10 protein-coding genes and 3 pseudogenes are annotated in these 15,930 nt (G+C 65.5%); 4 read left to right on the forward strand and 9 right to left on the reverse strand.

The window, feature by feature from the left end:
* The first annotated feature begins 155 nt into the window (after positions 1-155).
* Positions 156-521 (forward strand): hypothetical protein, encoded by a 366-nt coding sequence (locus OG245_RS30145; RefSeq protein ID WP_371626514.1) that lies wholly within the window; start codon positions 156-158, stop codon positions 519-521.
* A 354-nt stretch (positions 522-875) separates the two neighbouring features.
* On the opposite strand, the gene OG245_RS30150 is transcribed toward OG245_RS30145, so the two are convergent.
* The 4 genes and pseudogenes from OG245_RS30150 to OG245_RS30165 all read right to left on the reverse strand — a co-directional run.
* Entirely contained in the window at positions 876-1,859 is a 984-nt protein-coding gene (locus tag OG245_RS30150) for a hypothetical protein (RefSeq protein WP_371626515.1), read from the reverse strand.
* A 238-nt stretch (positions 1,860-2,097) separates the two neighbouring features.
* Positions 2,098-2,326 (reverse strand): annotated as a pseudogene (locus OG245_RS30155) (transposase family protein); the annotation flags it as partial.
* Between the two features lie 16 nt (positions 2,327-2,342).
* Entirely contained in the window at positions 2,343-3,410 is a 1,068-nt protein-coding gene (locus OG245_RS30160; protein ID WP_371626516.1) for an IS110 family transposase, read from the reverse strand.
* A 287-nt stretch (positions 3,411-3,697) separates the two neighbouring features.
* A pseudogene (locus OG245_RS30165) lies at positions 3,698-3,943 on the reverse strand (transposase family protein); the annotation flags it as partial.
* Positions 3,944-4,071: 128 nt separating this feature from the next.
* Here OG245_RS30165 and OG245_RS30170 point away from each other — a divergent pair.
* Entirely contained in the window at positions 4,072-5,010 is a 939-nt protein-coding gene (locus OG245_RS30170; protein ID WP_371626517.1) for a hypothetical protein, read from the forward strand.
* Positions 5,011-5,052: 42 nt separating this feature from the next.
* Here OG245_RS30170 and OG245_RS30175 read toward each other — a convergent pair whose 3' ends face one another.
* The 4 genes from OG245_RS30175 to OG245_RS30190 form a co-directional block, all read right to left on the reverse strand.
* On the reverse strand, positions 5,053-5,754 hold the full coding sequence (locus OG245_RS30175; protein ID WP_371626518.1) for a hypothetical protein: 702 nt from the start codon (positions 5,752-5,754) through the stop codon (positions 5,053-5,055).
* 224 nt (positions 5,755-5,978) lie between these two features.
* The gene (locus OG245_RS30180; RefSeq protein ID WP_371626519.1) at positions 5,979-6,485 is read right to left on the reverse strand and encodes a hypothetical protein; all 507 of its coding nucleotides are present in this window, start codon (positions 6,483-6,485) and stop codon (positions 5,979-5,981) included.
* 135 nt (positions 6,486-6,620) lie between these two features.
* A protein-coding gene (locus OG245_RS30185; RefSeq protein WP_371626520.1) for an IS3 family transposase occupies positions 6,621-7,762 on the reverse strand; the annotation gives its coding sequence in 2 pieces (ribosomal slippage) (positions 6,621-7,514 and positions 7,517-7,762; 1,140 coding nt in all).
* Between the two features lie 122 nt (positions 7,763-7,884).
* Positions 7,885-10,791 carry an N-6 DNA methylase gene (locus tag OG245_RS30190; protein ID WP_371626521.1) on the reverse strand — a complete coding sequence of 969 codons (2,907 nt, stop codon included), beginning with the start codon at positions 10,789-10,791 and terminating at the stop codon, positions 7,885-7,887.
* Between the two features lie 279 nt (positions 10,792-11,070).
* Between OG245_RS30190 and OG245_RS30195 the strand changes: the two genes are divergently transcribed.
* Entirely contained in the window at positions 11,071-12,357 is a 1,287-nt protein-coding gene (locus tag OG245_RS30195) for a hypothetical protein (RefSeq protein WP_371626522.1), read from the forward strand.
* A gap of 193 nt (positions 12,358-12,550) precedes the next feature.
* Here the strand turns inward: OG245_RS30195 and OG245_RS30200 are convergent.
* A pseudogene (locus OG245_RS30200) lies at positions 12,551-13,311 on the reverse strand (PP2C family protein-serine/threonine phosphatase); the annotation flags it as partial.
* 978 nt (positions 13,312-14,289) lie between these two features.
* Between OG245_RS30200 and OG245_RS30205 the strand changes: the two are divergent.
* Positions 14,290-15,432, forward strand: a complete 1,143-nt coding sequence (locus tag OG245_RS30205) for a hypothetical protein (protein ID WP_371626523.1) — start codon at positions 14,290-14,292, stop codon at positions 15,430-15,432.
* Positions 15,433-15,930: the final 498 nt, after the last annotated feature.

The following is a 15,930-nucleotide window of genomic DNA, read 5'->3' on the forward strand; positions in this document are numbered from 1 at the left end:
CCCACATGGGTGCTGTCATCTGCGACGTCAGCTTCCAGCCACGGTGCACCTACGAGAGGACTCTCCGACCGCGGCTCCTCCACTTGCAACTGAGCTGGGCTGATGCAAGAACAGTCCGCGGATTCCAGCGCCGGCTCGTCACGGAAGACCTGGCTGTGGCAATGAAGTTCAACCACGCACAGAAGGTCGCGACGGCTCACGCCATCACCGACCTCCTCGCTGCCGACGGGGTCGATACCCGCGAGGGCCTTTATGCCTGGCTCGATCATCAGGCCAATCGCGCCGCTCTGCGCGCGGTGAAGGGAGTGGGGCCGAAGAGCATCGACTACGTAGGCAATCTCGTCGGCCGTTCGCACGTCGCCGTTGACGTACATCTGCGTGCCTTCGCCGTGGATGCTGGTGTTCCGGACCTCCCATACGACCAGTTGCGCGCCGTGTATGAGGAAGCCGCAGCGCTTCTCGGGCACGACAAAGGCGGGCTGGAGCATGCCGTTTGGCGGCATAGGTCGAAGGCCATGTAGCCACCCAGCGGGCCTGGCCGTTGTAGGTGGGGGGGGGTACAGGAGGCTGATCGCTCGTGGACGATGCGCGGCCGAGTTCGCGGACCATGTCTCCGGTCCTCTCGTCCCGCTAGCTAGCGAAGATCCTGCGGCGGCACCATCGAGGCCAGATGGAACCGTCTTGCGGCCTGGGCAAATACCGTGATCCCGTGCGTCGGGTCACCTGTTCGATTCGTTATGTGGCTGGAGTCGCGAGACCTGCCCGGTCCCGGCGGCCAAGGGCACCACGGAGCAGGCGAGCCGGACCCCGTGGACGGGCGTTCAGTCGAGCGGACTGGACGCCCGTCCCGGCCGTGGCTTGGGTCCGGGCGAACGTCAGCAGCGGAACCCGTGGGTCGTGTCCCGGGGCTCGACGTCGGTGTAAGGCTTGAACCACTCGTCCCACAGGTCTTCTTCGGCCACGTCTGCTTCCAGGAAGTCGTGCGCCCTGTCGCTGACGTCGAGCAGCCCGCTCTCATTAGCGAGGAACTCCCAGTCATAGTCGAACCGAGAGGCCGGAAGAGTTTGGTAGACCTCGTCCGCGCAGACGGATTCGATACTGAACCCGCCGATGCTGTTCACGGCATGGCCGAACAGCACGCTCTCGGCCAGGCAGTGTGGTTCCGGGATGCCACCGGCGAGCAGATCGGCCGCGAGGTCGTCGTAGGCGCGAGCGCAGTGAAGCAGGAACCAGTTCGACTGGGCCCCCGCGCTGACCGGAACGCTGTACTCCCAAAAGTCGGGGTCATAAGCGGCGAGGTACGTCTTGTCCGCAAGGTCTTTCAGCTGCCGATGGAGAACGAATGCGGTCCTGGGCGTTACACCAACGCCGCTGCAGTCCTCGCAGCCGCGCCCTCGGGGGGACGAGTCGCAGACAGCGCACTTTGCGCAGTCCTCGTCCACAGTGCAGCCGCAGTTCGGGCAGCTCCCGCAGTCGGTAGCGCTGAAAAGCGAGAATGCGGCCGCGTTGCGCTGTCCCAGACTCTCCGTAACCGCCCGCGCGGTTCTGCGCGCAGCCTGGGCCCGTGGGGCGTCACCATTTGCGTCCTTGATCTCCCCCGCGATGTCAGTGATTGCCCTCCTTAGGGGGCCAGGCAGGGAAGCCGAACACCGGTGAACCTTCGTGAGGGCGCCTGTTCCTCCCTGGAGAGCCGCATTGAGCGTGAGGGTGAGCAGCTGGGATTCGTCGCGATCCTCGAACGTCCCGATCTTCGAGAGCTCCGGTCCGCGGGGTGTCCCCCGCATGCTGAACAGGATGGCGCCGTTGCCCTTGGGCTGGGTCAGGAAGAAGAGATGCGACGGTGCGGAACGTGCCGGCATGACTGAGCCTCCGAGTGGTGCGCGCGGGCATCGAGCGCGGGCACGGCAGGGAACACCGCCGCAGGCTCGTGCCTACTACGTGAAAGATGATGTGAGAGACAAGCCGGTGGTCCGGGTGCGTCCGCAGACTCCTTGGCTGAAGCGCAGCTGGTGATCTGGCTACGAGCGAGACCCCGTTGCTGGCATGCAGAAGCCTGCCACAGAAGTGGCTGGGAACGCCAGTGAGCCTTTTCCAACCTCACGTTGAGACGCGGTGAAGGACGATGACGGCCTTCACGAAGTCCGTGCTCCGGTTGGTGCTGCAGCGGAGCTTCCGCAGGAGGCGCCAGCCCTTCACGACGGCCATCGCCTGCTCGCCGACGCCCCGGATAGTTGGCGTGGCTGTTGTTGCGCCCTCGCTTCCAGCGCTTGAGCCGACGGCCCCGGAAGGGGACTCGGATGTGCTGTCCGGCGTCTTGGCATGCCTTGATGCTCCTATAGAAGTCAAGTTGTTGAGATGGTGCCGCTGGTGTGAGTACGAGTGAGGGCGCGGTAGACCTCTCGGGCGATGAAGCGCTTGAGGCAACGGATGATGTCCTTCTTGGTCAGCCCCTGCTGGGTACGACGTGCAACGTAGGCGCGAGTGCGCGGGCAGTAGCGCATCCGCACCACCGCGATCATGTGGAGAGCGCGGTTGGCCTGGCGGTCCCCGCCTCGGCTGAGTCGATGCCGGTCGGTGCGCCCTGAGGAAGCCGGCACTGGGGCGGCGCCGCACAGTGCGGCGAACGCGGCCTCCGAGCGCAGGCGTTCGGGGTTGTCGCCAGCTGTGACCAGGAGCTGTCCTGCGGTCTCGGTTCCCACGCCGAGCAACGCGACGAGCTCGGGCCCGGCGGACGTGGTGAGCATGGTCATACGTTCGGTGACGTCGTCGATCTCCTCGGTGAGTATGCGGATGCGACGTGCCAGTTGCCGCAGCGCATAGCGAGCGGCGTCAGCAGGACAGCGGAGATCAGCTCCCGGCCGCAGCCGAAGGCAGCACTTGACCAGAGCCTTCCGGGTGAGACCCGTGAGCGACGCGCGCAGAGGCTCGGGTGCGGTTACCCGCAGGCCGATGAGTTGGTTGATCGCCTGGGTTCTGGCCTTGATCGCGGAGGCGCGGGCTACACGCAGTTGGCGAAGGGCTTCCACCGTGCCGGTGTGGGACTTGGGAATCGCCGTAGCGCGTCCTGAGGCCGCTGCGCGGGCGGCGGCGTAGGCGTCGATCGGGTCGGACTTTCCGCGGGCATGTCGGGTGCCTCGGTCAGGGGCGTTGACCTCGACCACCATCAGGTCGGCCGCGCTCAGCACCGTCGTCAAGCCGGCGCCGTACGAGCCGGTGCACTCCACCCCCACCGCTTGTACGTGCCCGAACGTGATGAGCCACGTCAACAGGGCACGGTACCCCTGGGTGGTCGTGGGAAATTCTTGGTCGGCGACAGGGCGTCCCAACGGATCCACGACGGCGGCGTGGTGGGTGTCGGTGTGGGTGTCGACTCCGGCGAAGACTGTGTTCTCGGCCTGCTGATCGATCATGTTGGAGTGCTGCCTCCTCGTCGTGCTGACAGGGCAACACGCATGCCGGTCGAGACAAGCGGACACGACAGTGACGGGCCTTCTCGCACAAGCTCCTATGAAGTCACGATGCCCCTGGCCGGCCACGTGCGATGGCGTCACCGGCAGATCGACGGATCAAGGCAAGGACACGGAATTCCGGTCAGTCAGCCCAAGGGACAGACCTGTCGGCGACGCCATTACCCATCATCACTGTCCGCCCAGCACTTCAGTCACGCGGCGGCGAGTGCGTCGACGATCCCGCGCTAGCGGGCAGCGGTCAAGTCGTGGGTGGAGCCGGGCAGGGCCGGGGAAGCCCACAGCAGTCGGCCGAATGTGAGGACCTGAACGTTCATGCCGTGCCGTTTGCGTTTGCCCGAGTAGTACGAGGTTTCGACGGTGATCCTGTCCATGGGCAGCACTGTGCCGTCCAGGATGACGCACGCCTTGGCTGTGGCGGTCTTCATGGCCTCGACCAGGGTCGGAGCGCGGGCGGCCAGGACATCGAGGGCCTCAGTCCGGGCCGCGCCCGCGACCTGACCGGTCGCTTCGGGATGCCCAACTGGCCAATGCCGTCACAGCGGTGGCGCGCTGACGGAAGCAGGATGTAACCTCCTCTCCAATTCAGAGAAGAGGAGTCGCTATGGCGACGCGGGTTGACTTTAATTTCGGTGATGACGGAAGCCAGGAGAGCGTCGTGATCTCCTCCGACCAGCTCGCCCGAGTGGTGCGCGCCGCACTGCAAGACAAGGTGCTGCTGTCGGAGCAGGCCGCACCTCATGACCTGTGGCGGGACATCGAAGCCGTGACCAGGCTGGTGGGGGGCTTGGAGGATTGGCGGGAGAGGGCCATCGTGGCGGTCGATGAAAGCGGCACCGTGGACCGGTACGCCCTCGGTATCGCTGCGAGCATGGGCGCGGCGAAGCTGTACGACCTGCTGGAACGGCACGGCCGGCCACGCAATCAGACTCGGCTGACTCAGGTGGAGGTGCTGGAGAACCGGGTGACCAGCGAAAACGGAGAGTGGGACGCGGTCCGCGTCGTAGCCACCATGAACAGCTACGGCTGGGAGATCGACGATAAGCGGGCCCGTGCACTGCTGCGGGCGCTGACCGAGCAGGAGGTGCTGGAAAAGATTCCGAACCGAGGCGGGCGCGCCGTCTACCAGATCGTCGGCCCTCGGGACTGGCTGTACTGCCTCGACCCGGAGCGCGACACGATCGAGAACGGCCCCTCCACCCCAGCGCGGGTCGCAAGGCTGGCCCGCGACGACGCCGGTCCGACCGAGTGGTGGCTCGGGAAGTCGCTGAAGCGGATGAGGGCCGGCGACCGGTTGTGGATCTACTTCGGCGGGGCCGAAGGAAAGATCGCAGCGATGGCGCATGTGAAGTCGTCACCGCGACCGGCGCCTATCGGTTCGCAAAAGCCGTACGAGTTCGACGCCGAACTGGACCTGAAGGCGACTACGGCTCTGTGCAAGTCGCCGGTACGGCTTGAGGAGATGGATCAGAAGCATCCGCAGGCATGCGGAGAGATGCGGGCGGCGGACGTGAAGCTGGCCGAAGCGCGTACCGGCCTCTGACTGCTCTTCCCCGCTGGGCGCGCACCGCATCGCGATGCGTGCTCAGCTCTTGAGGGCTTGCTCGATCCGCTCGAAGTCGTTAGGGCTGAAGTTGCCCCGGCTGATCTGCACCCTCCGGCTTTGCTTCAGCGTTGCCACATTCGGATACGACGCCAGCTCTGGCACGGCGATCTTCCAGATGGCCGCGATGCGCCCGAGGATGATCACCGCGTCACGGGACATGGCACGGCGCACCAGGTGGAAGGCGAAGGACTGGGAGGGCAGTGTGTAGGGGATCGGCCGCCACGATTGCGAATGGTAGCCATGGAACTGCACGGCAAGGATCCGCCGGGCGAGTTCGTCGTGACTGTGCCCCTGCTTCGTCAGGCCGTTCAGGGCCCGGGACCACCACCGGAGTCCAGGATGGTCCTTGTCAGGGTGCGTCAGGAAGTGGTTGGGGGTCCCGCCGGCGTTCGCGATGTGTTGCAGCGTTCGCTCGGTCACGCCGGGCCGGGCGTAGGCAGCCGGGTCTGCATCGCTCACGCCTGGGTTGGCCAGCAGCATGACCAGGGGCGCGTCGTGGAGGCCGATGAACGGCTCCGGCGGGAGGGTCAGGTTGAGCTGGTAGGGCGCGTGCGAAGGGTGGACTTGGGCATCGGCGAGGGCTTGCAAGTGCGGCAGGTCTTCGGGGACCGCGTACGGTGCGTTCCTGGTCGTGCGGGTCCACGGATTGAGCACCTGATCCCCCACTATCCGCGTCGTCATGGCATGCAAGCCTACGAGCATCCTGCGAGCGGACCATCACCGCCTCAGGACGGTGAAGAGCACCCGCTGGTGCGCGGGGGGCCCTCCTGATGGTGTTGGCAAAACCCGTCGCCTTGACGAACTCCGCCGCACTTTGACCCGGGTGCTGATTTTCTCCAAGAAGACAGATCGCACCCCGCGAGCCTTGACCCGCGGGGGGTCCACTCCAGGGACCAGCCTCTGTCCTACTGGGATTCCTCGGAACCGTTTTCGCTCGCTTCAGCGATCTTGCCGCCGACGTATACCACGCTCAGCGCGAGGGCGGCTGCACCGGCGGTTGCCACCAACTTCATCCCCGCCCCCAGGAACTGCTTGTTCTCGCTGTCCTTCTCGCCTACCCGCTGTACGTTTTGGTCGAGGCGGTCGTGGAGGGCCTCCCGTTGCGCCCAGCTGAGGCCGTCCCGGCCGAGGTCGGCCTGCACAGCGTCCCGCTGGTCCTGTGAAGCCTTATAGAAGTGGTTCTGACTGTTCTCATTGGCTGCGATAGTGGACTTGTGGGCCTCTTTGACCGCATCGATGTCGGCCTTGCCCAGGTCCTTGAAGGCAGGGAACTGCTCGATGAGCTTGAGCCGCACCTCGGTGGCCATCTCGGGCATGGCTGCTGCGAGCTTGAGCACCTTGTCCTTGGACAGGTTCCGCCAGTTCGGGATACCCAACTTCCGCTTGACCGCCGCTTCGTTCACGTAGCCCATTCCCTGACTCCGTTCGTCGTCCCGTGAGGATCCTGGATAGTAGCGCTCCCCACCGACAAGCCGCTCTTCCTCGTCCTCGGGCTGCTCGCCACGACTCTGTGAGCGGGACTGCTGCATGAGTTGGTGACAGCGGGGTTATGCAGCAAGGGCTCCGGGTGGGGTCATCATGGCTTCGTACTCGATGGGGGTCAATCGGGCCAGGCGTTTCTGGCGCCGGCGGCGGTGGTAGGTGCGTTCGATCCAGGTGACGATCGCGATCCGTAGTTCCTGGCGGGTGGCCCAGGTGCGGCGGTCGAGGACGTTCTTCTGCAGCAGCGCGAAGAAGCTCTCCATGGCCGCGTTGTCGCCTGCGGCGCCGACCCTGCCCATCGATCCGATCATGCTGTGACGTGCGAGAACGGCGACAAATTTCCGTGAGCGAAATTGCGACCCGCGATCGGAATGAACGATGCATCCGCCGACCTGCCCGCGACGGGCGACGGCGGACTCCAGGGCGGTCACTGCGAGGCGGGACTTCATCCGGGCGTCGATGGCGTAGCCCACGATGCGGCCGGAGTAGACGTCCTTGACGGCACACAGATATAGCTTGCCCTCGCCGGTGGCGTGCTCGGTGACGTCCGTGAGCCACGTCCGGTTCGGGCCGTCGGCGGTGAAGTTGCGGCGCACGCGGTCGTCGTGGACCGGCGGTCCGGCCTTGGCATTCCTGCTGCGGCCCTTGCGTTTGCCGAAGACGCTCCACCAGCGGTTGTCGCGGCAGATCCGCCAGGCGGTCCGCTCGGCCATCGCCTCACCGCCCGCGCGGGCCTCGTCGGCCAGGAAGCGGTGACCGAACTCAGGATCGTCGCGGTGAGCGTCGAACAGGGCGCCTGCCCGATATGCCTCGGTCAGCTCGGCGTTGGTGACCGGAGAGGTCAGCCACCGGTAGTAGGGCTGGCGGGCCAGCCCGAGTACCCGGCACGTCACCGCCACCGGCACCCGGCGAGGGGCAGGGACAGCGGCCAGCTCGCGGACGAGCGGGTACATCATTTTGGCGGCAGGTTCGCCTGCGACAGATACGCCGCAGCTTTCCGCAGCACCTCGTTCTCCTGCTCCAGCAAACGGATGCGCTTGCGGGCCACGCGCAGCTCGGCCGACTCACCTGACGGCATTGCGGGCCTGGCGCCCTCGTCGGTCTCGGAGCGGCGCAGCCACTTCGACAACGTGATCGGGTGGACGCCGAAGTCAGCGGCGATCTGTTCCAGCGTGACGCCGGGCTCGCGGTTACGCGCGACCCGCACGACGTCCTCGCGGAACTCCTTGGGATACGGCTTGGGCCCTGAGACATCCTTCCAGGCCGACTCTCAGCAAGCCAGGTCAGGTGTCACCTATGGGCGCAGCAGTCCCGTCCATTTCACCTTGTTCATGCTTGTGTCCATGGCCGCAGCGAGGCATATACGGTGTCGCTTTCCAGCTCATGTCCCCGGTCAAGGCTTTTTAGCAGCGCCGTGGAGGCGGTGAGTCGGTCCGGGTAATAGAGTTCGGGCGCCAGGCAGGTGGGACAGTCCTCGAGCAGGCAGAAGGGTGAGAGCTGTATAGGCTCGTTCTGGGGCGTCAGCATGTAGAGACTGCCATCGGCCAAGGGGACGTCGGTTTGGAAAGTGATGGGCTCGAAATCAGGGTGATCGCCCATGAGTACGAGGCCCGAGACTTCGAACTTTCCCACTTCGGGAAGCCAACGCAGCCTGTCCATGTGCACCCACCGGGCTCGCGCCAAGAATGTACACCAGGACAAACTGCTGAACATCATTCGCTCCAGTTTTTCCGAGCTCCTGTCGAATTCTGCCCGCGTCCGCGGCCCCGCACCGTGCCTGATCTTGTTCCTCAGGATCACGAGAGCAGAGAGATCCGCCATCAATCCCTTTTTCCCTTTCTTCTGGGTCGTGGCCTCAGCCAGCCCGGACGCGGGATCGCCGATTTCCTTGGCGTCTGCTCCTACGGCTCGAATGACTGCTACCCAGTGCCCCAGTGCCACACCACCGCCTCCCACGGCCTGCTTCCACTGAACGATCTCGGGCAGATCCTGTCGCCCCCGGTTCGCGGCAATGGCATGGGCGACGATGCCGAGGGAAAGGATGAGCGACTCCACACATTGGAGGGCAGCCTCATGCTTCTCTGCGGGCGACGTGCTGTGCCGGAACTTCCGCACCGCCCGAGCAATTCCATAAGGATACGTCTCCTGGAAAATCCTGTATGGCTCGCTCTGCTTTCGGAGATTCTGGGCGATCAGCGAACTCAGTTCCGCCGCTTCGTCGAGTCTCGCGCGACGCTCACTGCTCGACCCCTTCTCGAAGATACGCAGCCGGGCGTCGCGAAGCTGGTCCCGGATCTTTTCCGACTCCACCTGCCCCTCTGCGAGTCGGGCGATGGATGTACGAACTTCCTCGAAGTCTCCTTCACATATCGGGACACGGATATCAGCGAGGTCAGCGCGCCTGATGCGAGGTATGACGCTGTAAAGCTTAATCTGCTGCTCTGCTTGAGGGCTCGAAAGATAGGTGACGAGATACTCGGAAGGGACTGGATTCTCCAGGGGCCTGATGACGATCAGGCCCTGGCCGGGCTGCACGCCCTGATATTCCGCGGGGAGAATCGTCCAGTGCCGTACGTTCGCAAGGTCGCGGCCGACTATGTCGCCTTCTCGTAGCCTCCACCGGGGCTCGCGCCGGTCCTTGCGTACCGGAAGGGTATCGACGGGGCAGAGCTGGGAGGCCAGCAGAGAAGGTTGCAACACTCTTCTCCGCACGTCCGGGTCGCCCGAGGGCGCTGCTGGACCCGTCTCCCTAGCTGCGACCGAACCGCCGTAGATTTCGGAGAAGTCCCCTAGCCGAACACTTTCTCGAGCCAGCTCCTTCGTCTCGTGGGCCTGCCTGTAGTAGTTCAGGGAAAGGTTGTAGCCACTCTTGGCGATCTCCTTCTTCGAAACCAGAAAGCTCTGGTCGCTCGGCCTACGGCCCCGTTCGCTCGTGTGGCGCAGCAGCCAGCGGCTCACTACGTCAGGGAGGTTGTTTTTGGCGTGCTCGGACCGATCAAGCCTTTCGCTCGGGGTCGGGCCGAGCTTTTTCGGGGAGAGGAGCGGTGTGCGCCGGTCGTCAAGACTCCGCCCGTCCGCCGTGACGTCGTAGAACCAGACGCTGTCCGTGCCCCTGCCGCTGGTCTTCGTCAGGAAGAGGATCGATGTGGACACACCTGCGTAGGGCCTGAACACACCACTGGGAAGTTTCACCAAGGCATCGATTTGGTGATTCTCGACAAGGATTTTTCGTAGTTCCTTGTGGGCCTTGGTGGAGCCGAAGAGAACACCGTCCGGGACGATGACCGCCGCCCGCCCGCCGGGTTTGAGCAGTTGCAGCACCAGGGCCACGAACAGCAACTCGGTCTTCTTCGTCTGGATGACTTTCTGGAGATCGTCAGCAGCGGCGTCGTAGTCGAGGCTGCCCGCGAAGGGTGGGTTGGTGAGGACCAGCGAGTACCGCCCGCTGTCCTCGACCGTGTTCTGCGCGAGCGAATCGCGATAGCGGATGTCTGGGCTCTGTACCCCGTGGAGCCACATGTTCATCGAGCCGATTCGCAGCATCGTGTTGTCGAAGTCGAATCCCTGGAACGTGGTTTCGCCGGCCTGCTCGTGCCGGGCTGGCCCCTCCGGCGTCTCGGGCCGGTTCCGGTTGACGTACTCCGCTGCCGCGACGAGGAATCCGGCACCCCCGCATGCGGGGTCGCAGATGACCTCTCCGGGCTGGGGAGCTGTCATTTCCACCATGAGCTGGACAATGTGCCGCGGCGTCCAGAATTGCCCGTTGTGGCCCGCTTTCGCGACTTTGCCCAGCATGTACTCGTACACGTCGCCGCCGACGCCCACCGCGTCGAGGGGTACGCCCTCAAGCGTGTCGACAACCTTTGCGAGCAATCCAGGTGTGGGGATGCTGAAGCGCGCGTCAGCGAAGGGCCCGAGGAACTCCGGGTTTTCGTTGCCGTAGGTGCGGAGCAAGGGGAAAATCTCGTCGCGGACCGTGGCGAACATGTGTTGCGGCGCCTCGTCCAACAGGCTTGACCAGCGTAGCCGTTCGTTCAGCAGCGGCGTACTCACGGAGTCGACCGGTGCGCCGGCCGCAGCGGCGTCCCGTTCCTGAGAAGTGCGCCGGACGTCGAGCATCCGTATGAACAGCAGGTACGTGATCTGTTCCAGGATCTCCAGCGGATTCGACAAACCGCCCGACCAGAAAGCGTCCCACAACCGGTCGATCTTGCTCTGGAGTTCACGTGAAAGCACGGTGCAGAGGCTATCCGAGTATGCCGTCCGACGGTGGCGGGACGCCGTTCGCCGCCGCTTCGCAGGGGTCCGCGATACCCTGCGTTTCGGCTGTTGCGCCGTAGCTGTGCGGCGGGACCGGCGTCAGCTGGGGACGACCGAGGGACATACGAGGAGAATCGTGGAGCACGGCGATGCGCGAGAGCGCTGCGAGGAGCCAACGGCCCAGTGCGACGAGGGCGGGATGATGACCCGTCCTGTCTTCATCGTCCAGGACGCCGGCGCTGCCGAGCACCGCCGATGACCGCCGCCGTTCCGCCGCTCGACGACGTCACAGGAGCGCGCCAGGAGCTGACCGTCGTGCTGCCTGTACGGCTGTCGTGCGTCCCCGAGTGGCCCGAAGGGCCCTTCCCCTTCGAAATGGGCAACCGCCGAACCGATGCCCGGATCCGGTCGACGTACTTCACTCCCGCTTCTGCCCGTGCGCTGTACGGGGCGCCGGGAAGAACCTGCCGCTGGCACCTGCCGCTCGACGTCAAGCACGACGGCATGCGTCTGCTCGGAATGGAACTGCTGCGCGCGGCCACGGCCCGCAAGCCCCAACAGGCGCTCGCCGTTCTGCACTTCACGGTGGAAAGGCCCCTGCTGCCCGTGGTGCGGGCCCTGGCCGGGCGGCTGCCGCGTGAAGCCGACGCACCGCTTTCCGGACCGTTCGACCCGGCCCGGCTGCTCGACGGGGTCGCCGACCTTCGCGCGGCCGACGCGCCGTCCTTCGACGCTCGGCCCTACACCATCGCCTTCCTGAGCCCTGCGGGGCAGCACACCCCGGCCCTTCGCGCCAGCCTCGAAGGTGAACTGCCCGCCACCGCGGACCGTTGGCTGTGGCAGTTGGCGTCACGCTCCACTCCAGAGGACTTCCCTCTGCCGCCGGAGACCGCTGGTGAGCAGCTCAAGGACACCGTCAGGATCTCGGCGGACTGGAGCGCCTTGGTACTGCGTCAAGGGACAGCTTTCCTCGGCCACCGGACAGACACAGGGGAGGGTGACTTCTTCACCTACGGTGCGCTGCACTCCCGTACCGTCTATCTCGACGCTCTGCTCCTAGGGGCTTTGCAACGCGATCACATCGACGAGCTTACCGACGAGCTCTCCGAGGTATTCGTCTCACTCCGGCCGGCACGTCGCCTCTCGGCATTGGAGCGGAGCATTGCGGTCTTCCGCAGCACCTACTGGCGGCAGCACCTCACCGCCCACGGCACGGCGAACGATCTGCTGCTCGCCTTCCAGAACCAGCACCGGCTCCCCGTGAGATTCAACGAGATCCTCGCCGAAGCAGCCGACTACAGCAGGCTCGTGCAGACGCAGGAGAGCCAGCAAATCAGCGGAGCGCTGGGCGTCCTGACCATTCTCGGCCTGCCTCTCGGTACGGCGCTCGGTATCCTGCAGGTCCTCGACGACCATTCCGTGGCACACCTGTACATCGCGCTCGCCCTCTCGATCGCCGTCACAGCGGCAGTACTCACCACCCGGTACGGGCGCCTGGTCGTGTCGTCACTACGTGGCGGGGAAGGCAAACCAAGGCCGTAGGGGGTCCCGCTGCATACGGTCGCCGGGCCTGCCGCGCGGGAGGGGAGTCGACGTGGGTGGCGGGGCCTTGGAGGCGGGGCCAGGGGCCGTGGATCACGGCTGGGTCATGGACGCCAAGGTGGGGCGGCTGTCGTCAGGGCAGTGGCTGTTCGGTCCAGATGATCTTGCCGTTGGAGGTAGCGGGTCCCCAGCGTGCGGTGAGCTGGGCGACGAGGAGAACCACGTCTTCGCTCAGGTGGGTGGGTAGCAGGGCGTCGAGGACCGCCTCGCAGGTGTCCTCCAGGGCCCGGCCGGCGCAGGCCAGGACGCTACGGAGCTGGTCCAGGCCGGTGTCGATGTCCTGGTGCCGGTCCTCGACGAGGCCGTCGGTGTAGAGGACCAGCTGGCTGCCCTCGGCCAGTTGCAGCTCGACCGTGTCGAAGGGCATGCCGCCGAGGCCGGGCGGCGATCCCGAGGGCAGGTCGACGAAGTCCACGTCACCGTCGGGACCGACGATCGCGGGCATGGGGTGACCGGCGCGGGTGAGGGCGCAGTGCCGGGACGCCGGGTCGTAGACGGAGTACAGGCAGGCCGCGCCGATGATGCTGGAGTCCTGGTGGGTGTTTTCCACCGCCCAGTCCTCGCCCCGGTCGAGACGTGCGACCAGGTTGTCGAGGTGGGTGGGGAGGTCGTCCGGGGGCAGGTCCAGGGAGCAGAATTTGTCGACGGCGGTGCACAGCCGGCCCATGGTCGCGGCGGCGTGCAGACCGTGGCCGACGACGTCCCCGACGACCATTGCGACGCGGGCGCCGGAGAGCGGGATCACGTCGAACCAGTCGCCGCCTACCCCCGCCTGCGCGGACAGGTAGCGGTACGCGATCTCGACCGCGCTCTGGTCGGGGCGGCCTCGGGGCAGCAGGCTGCGCTGCAGGGCGAGGGCGGGTTGTGTTCGCGGGTGTAGCGGCGGGCGCTGTTCAAGACAATGGAAAAGCGTTCGTCACTCTTGGCAGCTTCGATGATCTCCGGGTCGGAGAGACCGGCCGCTAGCTCCGCCGGGGCCCAGCGCATGACACACGTGATCGTCGGGACGGCGTGAAGTTCCTCCTCCAGCTCGACGCACACCAAGCAGCGTTTCAACCTGCAGATACTGCGGTGTTGCAGCGTGCGGTCTGCACCAACTCGTAAGCACATCCGGCAACTTCTTGCCGACCTATCCGGGTCGGCGCAGGTCAGCGGGACTCCAGTGACTAGACCGAGGCCCTAGCGTTCTCGATGGATTGCAGAGGGCCCGACTTCATCGGGTGCGCCAGCCGGTCAGTCCGATAGCCCACAAGCGCGCCTGCCGAGCCAATGGGCCCTGCTCGGGCACTTGGCCGTAGGAACCTGTTCCGTTCCGGAGAGGGGGGATGTGCCGTGCGTCATGACGCTCGTTTGACGCTCTGGGCTCCTGTAGACGGGATAACGAGCCGAGAAATGGCCTCTGACCTGGCTCTTTCCATGACCTGCTCAAGCCGGCATCTTTTCGATGACTCATCACGTGAAGAACGTGGTGCACGTCGTCGCTCCTGGCCCAAAGTCCCAGAAAAGTCCCAGGGACTCCGCCACACCCCGCCTCAACTTGCATTTGTGCAGGTCAGAAGGGGTGCGACGGGGTCATTTTTGCGGGCTTTCAGATGTCCCGGAAGAGACCAGGGGCCACGGTGACCTGCTGCGATGAATGGCCGAGGGTCGCTGACCTGCGCGAATGACCTTTCGGTTATTTCACGCTCGTGCCGATTGATGGGACCGGAAGTCCCAGAAAAGTCCCAGGGGGCTGCCACTGCTGACGGGCGTCTTTCGGCGCTATACGGCGGTACGGGTTCGTCGAACGGCCTCGTTTCTAGCGCTGCCGGTGGAGCCTAGATGCCGAGTGGCTGGCGCTCGGCCGGTACCTTGCGGGATGGTGGGGTCCTGATGATCGACGACGACTCTGTGGTCGCTGATGGCAGTGAGCCGGCGGCGCCCGCCAGCCCTCGGACGCCCTACAGTGAGAGGCCCGTCGCGCGGGCGCGGCGGGCGAAAGCTCATGAGCTGATCGAGCGGCTCGTCGCCGAGGGCCGCGTTCGGATCATCGACCCTGATGACGACGAGGTCGCGGAGTGGCGGCGCGTCGTCAACTACGCGAAACGGCACGGCCTGGAACCAGCGGGCAAGCGCATTGAGAAGGTTCCGTACGGTGGACCGGGGATGGAGCTGTTCCTTGCGGATGGCCCGCATCCCAATGCGCGGAGTCAACGGCCGAAGGAAGGCGGGGATCCGGTTCCCGTTCCCTCGCGGTTGGGGAACCTCCATCCGATCGTGACCGCGCTCAAAGACGACGAGCGCCGACTCGTCATGCCTTCTGTGCTCCGCCGAAGGTCGCTTCTTCTGCTGCAGGGACTGTCGGCTGAGGCGGTCCGGCGGGGGTACGAGGTACGGAAGGCCCACTCGTCTTTCCACCCGCGCGAGGGTGGAGTGGAGATTGCTATCGACGGCCTCCCTTACACCGTCAGTGTCAGGCAGGAGTTCCCGCAGTCCTTGGATCCCGACCGCTCCTCTCGTCTCGTCGTGGAGCTCGCTCACGGCCTGACCGACCGGCCCGGCCGCTGGCGAGATCGGAAGACCCGGACGCTCGAAGAGGCCCTGAACGCGGTCCTTGGAGAGATCGAGGTACGAGCGGCAGAAGACGCTCGGCGCAGGCAGGACGAGCAGCAGGTCATTGTGGAACGCGAAGTTCGATGGCGAGCGGCCGTGGAGGTGGCGAAAGAACAGGCTGTTCGCGAACAACTTGCCCAGGCGCTACGCGAAGAGGCCGGGCGCTGGCAGGAGTCTGCAGCCCTCAGCGCGTACTGCACGGCCTTGGAACGTCGTATTGGCGAGCTTCACGGCGTTGTGGACGAGCCGACTCTGAGCCAGACCCGGCGCTGGTTGGAGTGGGCAAGGGCGTACATGAGGTCGATCGACCCCTTGAGTGAGCTTCCGAAGATGCCGGAGGCACGCGAACCCACGCCGGAGGAACTCAAGCCATATCTCAAGGGATGGAGCCCTTACGGGCCGGAACGGCGGGGCGGTCGGTGACGCGCGCGTGAGCAGTTCGTCGACCTGCTGCCGATGACGCATCATGTGGAGTGCGTGGCTATTTTGGAGCTGGCGGCGAAGGGCGTCTGAGCTGCGGGTTTGCCGATGTGTATTGTGTGCGCTATGTGCGTTACGGGCGGCATCTTGACGCTCGCAGGGCGATTTTCCTGATGAGGTGTCATATATTCCGGCTGGCTCATCAGGAGTGCTTGGCCGCCTTTCGGACCGGACTTGGCGTGTGGTTGCGCACCCTTGCGGGTGTTGCATCCGCGGTGTGTGAGCCGTTCAGGGACCCCGGTCGGCGGTACGGCTGTCGATGCTGGGCCCGCGAGGGTCGTTCACCGACTCGTCGGGGTCGACCGCTTAGTCACCGACCCAGCAGCGCCAGCCGTCGCGCTCGGCGGCATCATCAAGAAGACTTATCCGAGCAGAGTAGCCTGCCCGGCGGTTGTCCCGCGCACCTGGCTGCGTGCGGCGCATCCTCAGGGCCCCGCCGCC

The organism is Streptomyces sp. NBC_01116, assembly GCF_041435495.1.
Classification (GTDB): Bacteria; Actinomycetota; Actinomycetes; order Streptomycetales; family Streptomycetaceae; genus Streptomyces.

Excerpts from the sequence above, each read along its gene's own strand:
- OG245_RS30160 (WP_371626516.1), bottom strand. The coding sequence starts at position 3,410 with ATGATCGATCAGCAGGCCGAGAACACAGTCTTCGCCGGAGTCGACACC.
- OG245_RS30150 (WP_371626515.1), bottom strand. The coding sequence starts at position 1,859 with ATGCCGGCACGTTCCGCACCGTCGCATCTCTTCTTCCTGACCCAGCCC.
- OG245_RS30170 (WP_371626517.1), top strand. The coding sequence starts at position 4,072 with ATGGCGACGCGGGTTGACTTTAATTTCGGTGATGACGGAAGCCAGGAG.
- OG245_RS30195 (WP_371626522.1), top strand. The coding sequence starts at position 11,071 with ATGACCGCCGCCGTTCCGCCGCTCGACGACGTCACAGGAGCGCGCCAG.
- OG245_RS30180 (WP_371626519.1), bottom strand. The coding sequence starts at position 6,485 with ATGGGCTACGTGAACGAAGCGGCGGTCAAGCGGAAGTTGGGTATCCCG.
- OG245_RS30205 (WP_371626523.1), top strand. The coding sequence starts at position 14,290 with ATGATCGACGACGACTCTGTGGTCGCTGATGGCAGTGAGCCGGCGGCG.
- OG245_RS30175 (WP_371626518.1), bottom strand. The coding sequence starts at position 5,754 with ATGACGACGCGGATAGTGGGGGATCAGGTGCTCAATCCGTGGACCCGC.